This window comes from Chromatocurvus halotolerans (assembly GCF_004340525.1).
Classification (GTDB): Bacteria; Pseudomonadota; Gammaproteobacteria; order Pseudomonadales; family Halieaceae; genus Chromatocurvus; species Chromatocurvus halotolerans.
In genome coordinates, this window is sequence record NZ_SLWX01000008.1 from 1 (window position 1) to 12,946 (window position 12,946).

Consider the following 12,946-nt stretch of genomic DNA (forward strand, 5'->3'; position numbering starts at 1 on the left):
TCTGTTCCAAGGGCTTACTGCAAAAGGCAGAAAACATGAAAAATAGCACATGAAAGTTGGAAGAATGCGATTGACAGGTCACAACATATCAGTGGCCTACTAGCCTTTCCCAGGCGATGAATGGCGCGCCGGATCAGGCGCGCTCATCCAGCTCCGTCCAGCGCTCCAGCGCGGCGTCCAGCGACTGCTGCACGTCATTGAGCTCTGCCAGCGCCGCCTCGATGGTGTCCTTGGGCTGCTGATAGAAGTCGGCGGCACTGGTCATCGCGGCTAGGGCGTCATGGCGTGATTCCAGCATCTCGATGCGCTCCGGCAGCTGCTCGAGCTCACGCTTTTCCTTGTAGGACAGTCGCTTGCCGCCGCTCTTTTTTGGCGTCGGCGGTATGCTGTTCGCGGGCGCGGCGGCGGGCGGCGCCACGGATTCGCTCAGGGTGGCGCGACCCGTGTCAGCGCGCTCCACCAGTCTGCCGCCCCGGGCCTCCCAGTCGCTGTAGCTGCCGGCCTGTTCCTCGACCGTGCCATCGCCGCGCACGATCATCAGGCTGGTCACTACGTTGTCCATGAAGTCGCGGTCGTGGCTGACCAGCAGCACCGTACCCTTGAACTCCAGCAGAATTTCCTCCAGCAGTTCCAGCGTCTCGATGTCGAGATCGTTGGTCGGCTCGTCGAGTACCAGCAGGTTGGCCGGTCGGGTGAACAGGCGCGCCATGATCGCGCGGTTCTGCTCGCCACCCGAGAGCGCCTTGACCGGCGTGCGGATGCGCTCCGGCGAGAACAGGAAATCCCCCAGATAGGAGATGGCGTGGCGGCGCTTGCCATTGACCTCAATGAAATCCTGGCCCTCGCAGATGTTGTCGATCAGATTCTTCTCCGGGTCGAGCTTGCCGCGCAGCTGGTCGGAATAGGCAATCTCCAGCTTGGTCCCGAGAATGACCTCGCCGCTGTCCGGGGCCAGCTCGCCGAGAATGATTTTCACCAGGGTCGACTTGCCGGCGCCGTTGGGGCCGACAATGCCGATGCGGTCGCCGCGCTGGATGATCGTGGAGAAATCCCGCAGCAGGGTCTTGTCCCCATAGCCATGGGATACGTGCTGGAGCTCGGCGACAATCTTGCCGCTGCGCGCGCCGTCCTCGATGCTGAAGCTGGCAGTCCCGGTGCGCTCGCGGCGCTCGCTGCGTTCACCGCGGAGTTTCTCCAGGGCGCGAACGCGGCCCTCGTTGCGGGTGCGGCGTGCCTTGATCCCCTGGCGGATCCACTTTTCCTCTTCCGCGAGCTTCTTGTCGAACAGGGCGTTGGCGCGCTCTTCGATTTCTGCCTGGTGCGCCTGGTGATCGAGGAAGCCGCGGTAGGTCCCTTCCCACAGGGTCAGGTGCCCGCGATCCAGCTCGGCGATGCGGCCGGCCACGCGCTGCAGAAAGCGCCGGTCGTGGGTGATGAGCACGATGGCACCGCCGTACTGCGCCAGCTGGGTTTCCAGCCACTCGATAGAGGGAATATCCAGGTGGTTGGTGGGCTCGTCCAGCAGCAGGATGTCCGGCTCACCAACCAGCGCCCGCGCCAGGGCGACGCGACGCCGCCAGCCGCCGGAGAGCGAGCCGAGGGTGACGTCCGCTGGCAGCTGAAGCTGGCTGAGAACGGTCTCCACGCGCTGCTGCAGTCGCCAGCCGTCCGCCGCCTCCAGCTTCTGCTGGACGTTGGACAGTTCCTGCATGTCCATGTCCTCACCGCTGCCGAGGATAGCGTGGTAGCGGGCAATCAGCTCGCCCACGTCATCCAGTCCGCCGGCCACCGTGGCGTACACCGTGGCGTCGTCGCCGTCCGGCAGCGTCTGTTCCAGGCGCGCCATGCGGATGCCCGGGCGCACCCAGCGCTCGCCGCTGTCCAGATCAATATCACCGGCCAGCACCTTGAGCAGGGTGGTCTTGCCGGCACCGTTACGGCCGAGCAGGCCCAGGCGCTCGCCCCGGCGCAGCGTGAGTTCAACATCGTCCAGCAGCACCTGGGTCCCGAAAGCCAGGGCAGCGCGGTCAAGCCGCAGCAGATCCATAGTTCCTCGTCGGCGTTTTGCCGTTGGTTCAAGAGGCGCGCATCATAACCTACCTGTGGGCCTGGGGCCGAGTGGGGTCTTTGGAACAGTGGGGCTTTGGAACCTCGTAGGTCGGCCGGTCGCCGGGTTGCGGGTTTTCGAGACCGTCGGCGACATGGATGTCGCCGCCGAGCCGCCACGGATGGCTTCACGGCGTGTCTCGAAAACCCGCAACCCGGTGACCGGCCTGACTGCGGTGGTCCGTGACGGGGGAGCGCTCGGACCTGACCCCGGCGGGTTGGCAGTGTTGATTGGGGTGTGCGAAGCTTTGGCGCCTCGACGGGAGGACTCATGAACAAAAAGCTCTGGACACCGGATGCAAAGCGCATTGCGGAGGCGCCGATTACGGCATTCATGCAGGCCGTGGAGCGTGAGCACGGGGTTGCGTTCAATGGTGAGTATCGGCAGCTGCACCGCTGGTCGGTGGAGCAGCCGGCGGCGTTCTGGCAGGCAGTCTGGGACTTTGCGGGCGTCGAGGCCTCCTCACGCGGCGATGCGGTGCTGGAAAATCCCGATGCGCTGCCGGGTGCGCGCTGGTTTCCCGGGGCAGAACTGAATTTTGCCGCCAACCTGCTGCGCTATCGCGGGGAGCAGACGGCACTGGTATCTCTGCTGGAAAACGGCGAGCGCCGCACATGGAGCCGCGATGCGCTTTACCGCGAGGTCGCCAGGGTCGCGGCGGGCCTGCGTGATGCCGGCGTGCAGCCGGGGGATCGTGTGGCGGGTTTCCTGCCGAACATTGCGGAGACGGTGGTGGCGATGCTGGCCACCGCCAGCCTGGGTGCCGTGTGGTCGTCCTGCTCGCCGGATTTCGGCATCAATGGCGTGCTCGACCGCTTTGGTCAGATTGAGCCACGGGTGCTGTTTGCCGCGGATGCCTATTACTACAACGGCAAGACCTGCGACTGTCTCGAGCGCGTGCAGGCTGTCTGCCGCGAGGTGCCGAGCATTGAGACCGTGGTGATTGTTCCCCTGGTGGGGGATCGGGATATCAGCAGGGCCCATCCCGATGCCATCGACTTTGCCGCTTTCGGTGATGCACAGGCCAGCGACATCGATTTCGCATCACTGCCCTTCGACCACCCCCTCTACATCATGTACTCCTCGGGAACCACGGGCGTGCCGAAGTGTATCGTGCACGGCGCCGGCGGCACGCTGCTGCAGCACCTCAAGGAGCATCGCCTGCAGGTAGGCCTGGGCGAGGGCGACGTGTTCTTCTATTACACCACCTGCGGCTGGATGATGTGGAACTGGCTGGTGTCGGGGCTCGCCTGCGGCGCGACGCTGCTGCTGTATGACGGCTCGCCCTTTGCGCGGGACGGCCATCTGCTGCTCGATGCCATCGACCGCGAGGGCATCAACGTGTTTGGCACCAGCGCCAAGTACATTGCCGCGCTGGAGAAAGCCGGGCACCGGCCGCGGGAAAGCCACCGCCTCGATTCCCTGCGCAGCGTGCTGTCCACCGGCTCGCCGCTGTCCCACGAGAGCTTTGACTATGTGTATCGCGAATTCAGACAGGAGCTGTGCCTGTCGAGTATTTCCGGCGGTACCGACATCCTGTCCTGCTTTGTCGGTGGCTGTCCGATACTGCCGGTCTACAGCGGCGAGATTCAGGCGGCGGGCCTGGGCATGGCGGTGGAGGTCTGGGATGACAGCGGCCGGCCCGTGGTGGGAGAGAAAGGCGAACTGGTTTGCACGCGGCCGTTTCCCAGCTGTCCGCTGGGCTTCTGGAACGATGATGACGGCAGCCGCTTCCACGACGCCTATTTCGCTACCTGGCCCGGGGTGTGGGCCCACGGCGACTACGCAGAGGTGTTTGCCCACGGGGGTTTCGTGATCCACGGTCGCTCGGATGCGGTGCTCAACCCGGGTGGCGTGCGCATCGGCACCGCAGAAATCTACCGTCAGGTCGAGCGCATCGATGAGGTACTGGAGAGCGTGGTCATCGGCCAGGACTGGCAGGATGACGTGCGCGTGGTGCTGTTCGTGGTACTGCGGGAGGGCGTAGTGCTGGATGAGGCGCTGGTGGATCGCATCCGGCGCACCATCCGCGAGAATACCACGCCGCGCCATGTGCCGGCCCGGGTGCTGCAGGTGGCGGATATCCCACGCACGATCAGCGGCAAGATTGTCGAGCTCGCGGTGCGCAACGTGGTGCACGGGCGGCCCGTGAAGAACACTGACGCCCTCGCCAATCCCGAGGCGCTGTCGCTGTTTGCGAATCGCCCGGAACTGCAGGACTGATCGGCCAGGCGGCACGTCCGGTATGGCTCGGCCGGCTCCGGTTTTGCGGTCAAATCCGCTATCATTACGCGCCTGCCAATGTCCGGATTCGACGGGAGCCCATGACCTCACGCCATTACCTGCCACAGCACGACCGCAGCGTTGCACTGTGGCTTATCGCCTGCGCCGTTGTGATTTTCGGCATGATTCTGCTCGGCGGCGTCACCCGACTTACGGGCTCGGGCCTGTCCATGGTCGAGTGGCGGCCGCTGATGGGCATCATTCCGCCCCTGTCCGAGGCCGAGTGGCAGGCGGTGTTCGACAAGTACCGTCAGTTTCCCGAGTACCAGCAGATAAACCGCGGCATGTCGCTGGATGGTTTCAAGGTGATTTTCATGTACGAGTACCTGCATCGGGTACTCGGCCGGCTCATCGGTGTGCTGTTTTTCGTGCCGCTGCTGGTGTTCGCGCTGCGCGGCATGATACGGCCCGGCATGCTGCCGCGACTGCTGTTGTTGTTTGTGCTGGGAGGCTGCCAGGGACTGCTCGGCTGGTACATGGTGCAGAGTGGCCTGGTCGACCGGCCCAGCGTCAGCCAGTACCGGCTTGCCGCGCACCTGGGGCTGGCGGTGGCGATTTACGGCTTCATGCTCTGGGTAATTCTGGATCTGTGGCGTCACCCGCAGCGGCCGGCGCCGAGCAACGATTACCGGTCCGGACTGGGTGTCGGGGCGGTGGCGCTGGTGGCGCTGGTGTACCTCATGATTCTCTCGGGTGCCCTCGTTGCCGGCACGGACGCGGGGTTTGCCTACAGCACCTGGCCGAAGATGGGCCCCACCTTTGTGCCCGAGGGGCTGTACGCCATGGAGCCGGCGTGGCTGGCGGCCTTTGAGGACGTCACCACGATACAGTTCAACCACCGTCTGTTCGCCTATCTGCTGGCCGCACTGCTGGTGGGCTTTGCCGTGGTTGTGCTGCAGCGCGAAACCCAGCCGCGCATCCGCTGGGCGGCGCTGGGCGTTGTCGCGGCGCTCACGCTACAGCTTGTGCTGGGGATCAGCACCTTGCTGCTGCACGTGCCGGTGCCCCTGGCAGCCGCGCATCAGGGTGGCGCTGTCTTGCTCCTGAGCAGCACGATTTTTCTGGCGCACACGCTGCTGCGCCGGGCCAGCGCACACGCCTGAGGCCGCGCTATTTATACGTGACCACCAGGTAGCCGCGCAGCGCATCGTCCCCGGCGTTGGTGATGCAGTGGTCCACGTCCGCCCGATACTGCGCGGTATCACCGTTGCCCAGGTCGCAGCTACTGCCGCCACTCAGGATGCGCGCGCGTCCTTCCGCGACGGTGAACAGTTCCCGCGTGCCGTCGTAATGCGCGCTGCTGGCCAGTCGCGCCCTGGGTTGCAGCCGGACCTCGTAGAATTCCACGGATTTTTCCTGATGCAGCGGCGACAGGGTGCGTATCTGGCACTCGTGGTCGGCGCGAAAGAGAGTGGCAGGATCGTTGCCGTAGACCACTTCGATACCGGCGCTGGCGCTGGGATCATCCACCAGCTCACCGATACTGATACCAAAGGCCTGCGCGATGCGGTAGGTCACCGCCAGCGTGGGGTTGGCGCGGCCGCGCTCGATCTGGCTGAGCATGGAGCGACTGACGCCTGAGGCAGCGGCGAGTTGCTCAAGGGTGAAACGGTGCTGCTGCCGGAGTTCGGTGACGCGCTGGCAGAGGAATTCACTGGCCGGATCCGTGCCGCCGGGCAGGGGCGCGCCGCGGCGCAGTGCGGTTCCCGGTGCAAGCTCGGGGTTTTTGTCTTCCGGAAGGTCGTGGCTGTCAGGCATGCGGGCGTCTCGTTGTGTCAATGGCTGTAGCCGGGGGGCGGAACGAAGGCGCGGTGATGGGTTTCCAGCAGGCGGGCTACCGCAAGGCTGGTGCGATCCCCCATGTGTGCCGCGGCAATCTGGCAGCCGACCGGCAGTCCGTCCCGGGTTGTGCCCAGCGGGACGGCAGTGGCGGGCAGCAGGGCGTTCAGCGTCAGGCCGGCCCAGCGCAGGATTTCCGTGTAGGGCCGTGCGACGCCGTCGACGTGCAGCAGCCGCGACTGCATGTCTTCGGCGTGGTCGTGCGGGAACGCCGGGACATGCGCGCAGGGGCAAAGCAGGACGTCGTACTGGGTAAAAAAGGATGCCCAGGCCCGGCGGGTACGCATGCGGATCTCGTTCTGTCGCAGCCAGTCGCGGTGCGACAGGGCGATGCCGCGCATCTGCAGCAGGGGTTCGCTCATGTCCTCGGGGTCTGCCTCCGCCACCCTGCTCTCCGCCATGCGGCGCACGCTCTCCGGCATGTCGGCACCGAGCACCGACAGCATGAGCTGGGTGTAGTTGTGGTGGTTGGCTTCGGGATCGATGTCCGGTCTGGCACGGCGATCCACGCTCGCACCGAGGCGCTCGAGGCAGTCTGCCGCCGCCTCCACGTGTTCGGCGATGACCGGGTCCACGGGGCAGAAGCTGTCGTCGGACCAGACTGCAACGCGCAGCTGGCGCACTGTATCAAAGCGCACCGCCGGCAGGGTAAAGGAATGTTCCGTCGCTACACCGGGCGCGGGACCGATCAGCAGGTCGAGGGCTTTTTCAAGATCGTCCACGCAGGTCGCCATCGGTCCGGCGACCGAGAGATCGGGTTCCGACAGCACGTCCTCTCCCGGGGGCAGATGCCCCTGCAGGCTGACCAGACCATAGGTTGGCTTGTGACCGAAGACGCCGTTGAAATGGCAGGGCGTGCGGATGGAGCCGCCGATGTCCGAGCCCAGCTCCAGCGGCGTCAGCCCCGCCGCAAGCGCAGCAGCGGACCCCCCGGACGAGCCGCCGCAGGTGCGATCCCGGCGCCAGGGATTGTTGGTGACGCCGTAGACATCGTTGAAAACCTGCAGATCGGCACTCATGAACGGCACGTTGGTCTTGCCGAACACGATGGCGCCGGCATTGACATAGCGCTGGACGGCCGCGGCATTGCGCTCGGGTATGTGCTCGGCGCAGGCAGGTATGCCGCCCACCGTCACCAGGCCCGCCGTGCAATAGGCATCCTTGATGGTGAGCGGTACGCCGTGCAGAGGACCCCAGTCCTCGCCCCGGTCCGCGGCGTCATCGGCGGCCCGGGCGCGGGTCAGGGCGGCGTCCGTATCCATAGCGACCACGGCATTGATATCGGCATTGAAGGTATCAATGCGTTCGAGGAAAAACGTCAGGACTTCGACGGCGGAAATTTGCCGTGCCTTGATGTCTTCGGCAATGCCGAATGCGCTGCGGTAAAGAAGGCTCATGGTTGGCTGTCCTCTGACTGCGTGGCTGCGTCTGCGATGATACTGCAAAGCCACCCGGGAATCCTCTGCAGGTCTGTTCGTGATCAGGCGGGTATCCCCGGCCGTCAGCTGTCATGAAAAATTCACGCAGCGAGGGCTTTCGGTCATGTTTCTGTCATCCGCCGTGCCTACTCTGAAGGCATGCGAGCATTGAATGGCATAGCATCAATCGACCGGCAGTGGCTGCTGGCTACCCGCGGATCCACGCTCTGGATTCTGCGCCACAGCCGGGTCCTGTCACGCAGCGCCGACGGCTATCTGTATATCGCGCTGCCGCTGCTGCTGGCGGCCGTTACCACCCCTGGCGTGCTCCTTCTGCAGCACGCCGCGATCACGTTCAGCCTTGAGCGGGTGGTGTACTGGGTGCTCAAGAACAGTTTCCGCCGCCGTCGTCCCGCCGAGCTGCTGCCGGGTTTCCACAGCCGGATCATCGCCGCGGACCAGTTCAGCATGCCCTCGGGGCACACATCGGGTGCCTTCCTGTTTGTCACGCTGCTGGTGGTGCACTACGGCGCCACAGCGGCCCTGTTTTACCTGTGGTCTGCCGCGGTGGGCATGTCGCGTGTGAGCCTCGGTGTGCACTTTCCCAGCGATACCGTGCTGGGCGCGGCCCTGGGAACGTCTCTGTGCCTGTTCACTGCAGGTTATCTGCTGTGACGACAGAGCGGGTCCCGGTGCATCGCTGCAGGAGCGGGTGATGAAGATACTCTACGGCGTGCAGGCCACGGGCAACGGCCACCTGAGTCGGGCTCGGGCCATGGCGGCGGCATTTGCGGCGCGTGGCGCCGATGTGCACTACTTGTTCAGCGGCCGTGAGCCGTCGCAGCTGTTCGACATGCAGGGCTTTGGTGACTACCGGGTGCGCAGCGGCTTAAGCTTTGTCAACGAGGCGGGGCGGCTTCGCTATCGCAAAACGCTGCTGTCAAACCACTATCTTCGTTTCCTGCGGGATGTCCGGGCGCTGGACGTCGCGCGCTACGACGTTATTCTTACGGATTTTGAGCCGATTACCGCCTGGGCGGGGCGGGTGCGCGGCAAGACCGTGATCAGCCTGGGTCATCAGCCGGCCTTCGATTACGCCGTGCCGGTGGCCGAAACGAATCTGGCGAGTGAACTCGTGATGCGCTGGTTCGCTCCCGGACAGGTGCGCATAGGTCTGCACTGGGCGCGCTACTCGCCACTGATTCTGCCGCCGCTGATTCACCTGTCGGTGCGGGAGGGCGTGCGGCGGGCCGGCAAGATCCTCGTCTACCTGCCGTTTGAGGACATCGCGGCAGTGCAGTCCCTGCTGAAGCACTTCCCGGCGTTCGAGTTTCATATCTACGCCCCGGGACTGAAACCGGAAGATCGCGGCAATCTGCATTTGCGGCCGACCTCGGTGAGCGGTTTTCAGGCGGATCTGAAAGACTGCGAGGGGGTTATCTGCGGCGCGGGTTTCGAGCTTGCCAGCGAGTGTCTTGCGCTTGGCAAGCGGCTGCTGGTCAAACCCCAGCAGCGGCAGATGGAGCAGGCATCCAATGCCCTGGCGCTGGCGGAGCTCCGGCTGGCGACCTGCATGCCGCGGTTGAGCCACGAGGTGGTTGAGACCTGGCTCGCGTCCAATGCCTTTGCGCCGCGGGTACGTTACCCGGATGTCGCGTCGTCACTGGCGGACTGGCTGCTGGCCGGCGATTATGCGAGTGAATCGCTGGCGCGCCTGGGTGATCACCTGTGGCGCAGCGTGACACCGGATTGTGCCGTGCCGCTGCGCGTGCGCCCGGATGCGCGGGCCGCGCCGTCCGGTGCGGGCTGGGCGGCCTGATCAGTCAACCCGCGGCAGGCTGGCGCTGCGCAGAATCCCCAGCGTGCCCGCGGCAATCAGCAGCCAGAGTACGCTGCTGGTGCCGAAGGTCGCGTCCAGAACACCGAGCCCGGCACCGCTGAACAGAAACACCCCGACCACCGTATTGCTGACGGCCGTATAGCTCGCGCGATTACCGCTGTCCGCCATGTCTACCAGGTAGGTCTTGCGTCCGATACGCGCGCCCTGGTGGGCCACGGCACACAGGAAAATCAATAGCCCGCCGATCAGGGCGCTGCCGAGCAGCGCTGGCGCGTAGCCCTGCAGAAACAGTGTGCCGGCCAGTGTCAGCACGGAAATCGCCGCCCCCGCCGCCATCACCCGGTGCGAGGCGCTGTCTGACCAGTAGCCCCAGAATGGGGCCGAGAGCAGGGCGGCGAGGCCCTCGGCGAGAAGCAGGGCGCCGAGATCGTAGCTGTCGCCGTCGCCGTTGGCGCGCAGGATCAGCACCAGGTAGGGAATGGCGAACGCGGTGGAGATCAGCAGAATGCGCGCGATGACAAAGTTGCGAAAGGTGGTATCCGAGTGCAGCAGGGCAAGACTTCGCAGCGCCTCGCTAATGGCATTGCCGCCACCACCGGTGGCGCCTGGGACCTCCGGTATGCGGGAATACAGCGCGGCGGCGAGCAGCCAGGCAGCGGCCGACACGGTGAGCAGAACAACGAACAGCATCGTGTCTCCCGCCTCGCGCGGTGTATCAAGGCTTCCGTAAAGCATCAGTGCCGCGGCCACCGCCAGCGTCACCAGGCCGGCGACGGATCCGGCCAGACCGCTCAGGCGCCCGCGCCGGCTCTTGGAGACCGTCTTGCCGAGCACGTCCTTGGCGGCAACCGAGCAGACCCCTCTGGCCAGGCTGAAAATGGCGAGCAGGCAGATCACCGCAAGGCCGAGCGCGTGCCCCCGCAGCCAGAGGATCGCCGGCACCATGCCCAGAAGGCACGCCGCCTGCGTTGCGCTGCCGGCGACCCAGAAGCCTTTGCGAATGGCGTGCTGGCGCACGCGCTGGGCGACAAACAGCTGCGGCAGCAGCGACAGTGATTCACGCACTGGCACCAGCAGTGACAGGTAAATCGCCGGTGCCGCAAGGGACGCGAGAATCCAGGCCAGGACAATGCGGCTGCTGGTAAGGGCGTCGCCTATCTTGGTCAGGATCTGCGACAGCAGCTGCAGCGTGAAGGCCGCGGGCTGCTCGCTGCAGGCGTCGTCCGGAATATCCCTGCAGACCCGCGCATCCTCTTCCTCCGCGATAAGCGCGTAGAAGCGCCCGTAGATATCCCGCTCGAATCCCGCCGTGGTGTTCTGATCTGGCATGGCTGCCGCCCCGTGACCGATGAAAACCCGGCTATCTTAGCCCAGATCCGCCCTCCGGGAGGCACGCCCGCCGGGGCGGTCAGCGCAGGGAATGCAGAAACTGCAGATGTGTCTGGTACTGCGACAGAATGTCGTGGTTGATCTGCTCGGCAGTCCAGCCCATCACGCAGTAGTCCTGTCCGCCCTCCTTGAGGTGGACCTCTGCGCGATAGAATTTGTCTTCCTCGCCGAGCTCCTCGATGGATTCTGCGGCGATGCCGGCGGAGGGCATGGGGTGTGGCCGGCAGCGCACGCGATAGACAAAATCGATTTCCTCGCCGTGCAGCGCGTCGATATGCAGTGACCCGTTTTCACTGAGCTCATCGACAACGCGGGCCTGCACATCGTGGGCGGCGAGTTCTGCTGCAAAATCCCGCATGGCCTCGGCCACGGTCGTCTCCATAAAGCGCATGACCGTCGCCTGTCCCGGATAATGCAGCAGCGTCGAGAGGCGCTGTCGCCAGTCGCCGGGCAGGTTTACATAGGGAGTGACAGTCTGCGTCATTCGCTTGGCGACGTCCTGGCGCAGTGCACTGCCGAAACCCCAGATTGCGCCGAGCAGGGCGAGGGAGAAGGGCAGGGCGCTGGCGATAGCCGCTGTCTGCAGCGAGGACAGACCGCCCGCCAGCAATAGGGCTATGGCGATAAGCGCAATCAGCGCAGTCCAGAAGATGCGCTGCGGTGCCGGGGTGTCGTCGCGACCGTTCGCGCAGAGCATGTTGAGTACCATCGCCCCGCTGTCCGCGGAGGTCACGAAGAACACCACGACCATCAGCAGCGAGATACCCGACAGGATTGTGGTCATCGGCAGATACTCGAGAAAGCTGAACAGCGCCACCGACTGGTTTTCCTGCACCGCGTCCGCCAGCTCCGTCGCGCCCCCATGAAGTATCAGTTCAATGGCGCTGTTGCCGAACACACCCATCCACAGCAGCGTAAAGCCGCAGGGCACCAGCATGGCGCCGAGGACAAATTCGCGAATGGTGCGCCCGCGGGAGATCCGGGCAATGAACAGCCCGACAAAGGGCGACCAGCTCAGCCACCAGCCCCAGTAGAAAATGGTCCAGCCACCCAGCCAGTCGGTAGGATCATAGGCATAGAGGTTGAAGGTGTTGGTGACCAGGTCGCCGATGTAGGTGCCGAAATTCTCCACTGTGCCCTGCAGTATGACCACGGTGGGGCCGGCCAGCAGAACGCCGAACAGCAGGATCATCGACAGACCGATATTCAGCTCTGACAGGCGCTTGATGCCGGCATCGAGTCCGAGTACCACGGATACCGTGGCCAGCAGCATGGTGCCGATGATCAGGGCGACCTGTACGCCGACAGATATCTCGACGCCGAACAGATAATTCAGGCCGCCGTTGATCTGCAGTACTCCCAGCCCCAGGCTGGTGGCAACGCCGCAGGTCGTGCAGACAATCGCGAAGACATCTATCGCAGCGCCGAAGGGCCCATAGATTCGCTCGCCTACCAGGGGGTAGAACGCCGATCGCAGGGTCAGTGGCAGGCCGTGACGAAAGGCAAAATAGGCGAGTATCAGGGCGACAATGGCGTAGATGGCCCAGGCGTGCAGGCCCCAGTGGAAAAACGTGAGTTTCATGGCCTCGGCCGCGGCGTCCACGGTGCCGCCCTCGCCCAGTGGGGGAGTCAGGAAGTGCATCACCGGCTCGGCAACCCCGAAGAACATCAGGCCGATACCCATGCCCGCCGCGAACAGCATGGCAAACCAGGACACGTAGGAGTAGGACGGCTCTGAGTGGTCCGGTCCCAGCTTGATGTCCCCGGCGCGGGACAGGCTGAACACGGCAACGCTGATCAGAATGATGGCGACCACCAGCAGGTAGTACCAGCTGGCGTAGTGGACAATCGCCGTCTGCAGGGACTGAAAGACCTGCTGGCTGCTTTCCGGCCAGACGCTGGCGATAATGACCAGCAGCATCAATAGCCCGGTAGCAGGCCAGAAGACCGTGTGGTCGACGTAAAAACGGCGTTCAATGGGCGTGTTCATGGACGACAACTTCTTTGCCAGGAAGTGAAATGTAAGTTCCGAAAGTCTATCACGATACCTGGAAAACTCATTTGCAGGGA

At 64.6% G+C, this 12,946-nt stretch carries 9 protein-coding genes; 4 read left to right on the forward strand and 5 right to left on the reverse strand.

Features of this window, described 5'->3' with window-relative positions; translation table 11 throughout:
- Positions 1-133 precede the first annotated feature (133 nt).
- Entirely contained in the window at positions 134-2,047 is a 1,914-nt protein-coding gene (locus EV688_RS10255) for an ATP-binding cassette domain-containing protein (RefSeq protein WP_117318117.1), read from the reverse strand.
- Positions 2,048-2,377: 330 nt separating this feature from the next.
- Between EV688_RS10255 and EV688_RS10260 the strand changes: the two genes are divergently transcribed.
- On the forward strand, positions 2,378-4,330 hold the full coding sequence (locus EV688_RS10260; protein WP_117318115.1) for an acetoacetate--CoA ligase: 1,953 nt from the start codon (positions 2,378-2,380) through the stop codon (positions 4,328-4,330).
- Positions 4,331-4,431: 101 nt separating this feature from the next.
- Entirely contained in the window at positions 4,432-5,493 is a 1,062-nt protein-coding gene (locus EV688_RS10265; RefSeq protein ID WP_117318113.1) for a COX15/CtaA family protein, read from the forward strand.
- Between the two features lie 7 nt (positions 5,494-5,500).
- Here the strand turns inward: EV688_RS10265 and EV688_RS10270 are convergent, their stop codons facing one another.
- Both EV688_RS10270 and EV688_RS10275 read right to left on the reverse strand, forming a co-directional pair.
- On the reverse strand, positions 5,501-6,148 hold the full coding sequence (locus EV688_RS10270; protein ID WP_117318111.1) for a helix-turn-helix domain-containing protein: 648 nt from the start codon (positions 6,146-6,148) through the stop codon (positions 5,501-5,503).
- 17 nt (positions 6,149-6,165) lie between these two features.
- Positions 6,166-7,626, reverse strand: a complete 1,461-nt coding sequence (locus EV688_RS10275; protein WP_117318109.1) for an amidase — start codon at positions 7,624-7,626, stop codon at positions 6,166-6,168.
- A gap of 180 nt (positions 7,627-7,806) precedes the next feature.
- Here EV688_RS10275 and EV688_RS10280 point away from each other — a divergent pair, with 180 nt between their 5' ends.
- Both EV688_RS10280 and EV688_RS10285 read left to right on the forward strand, forming a co-directional pair.
- Positions 7,807-8,322, forward strand: a complete 516-nt coding sequence (locus EV688_RS10280; protein ID WP_117318107.1) for a phosphatase PAP2 family protein — start codon at positions 7,807-7,809, stop codon at positions 8,320-8,322.
- 40 nt (positions 8,323-8,362) lie between these two features.
- Positions 8,363-9,466, forward strand: a complete 1,104-nt coding sequence (locus EV688_RS10285) for a glycosyltransferase family protein (RefSeq protein WP_117318105.1) — start codon at positions 8,363-8,365, stop codon at positions 9,464-9,466.
- Here the strand turns inward: EV688_RS10285 and EV688_RS10290 are convergent, their stop codons facing one another.
- A complete protein-coding gene (locus EV688_RS10290) occupies positions 9,467-10,816 on the reverse strand; it encodes an MFS transporter (RefSeq protein WP_205686642.1) in 1,350 nt (449 codons plus the stop codon).
- Between the two features lie 79 nt (positions 10,817-10,895).
- Entirely contained in the window at positions 10,896-12,866 is a 1,971-nt protein-coding gene (locus EV688_RS10295; protein ID WP_205686641.1) for a BCCT family transporter, read from the reverse strand.
- Between the last annotated feature and the right edge of the window lie 80 nt (positions 12,867-12,946).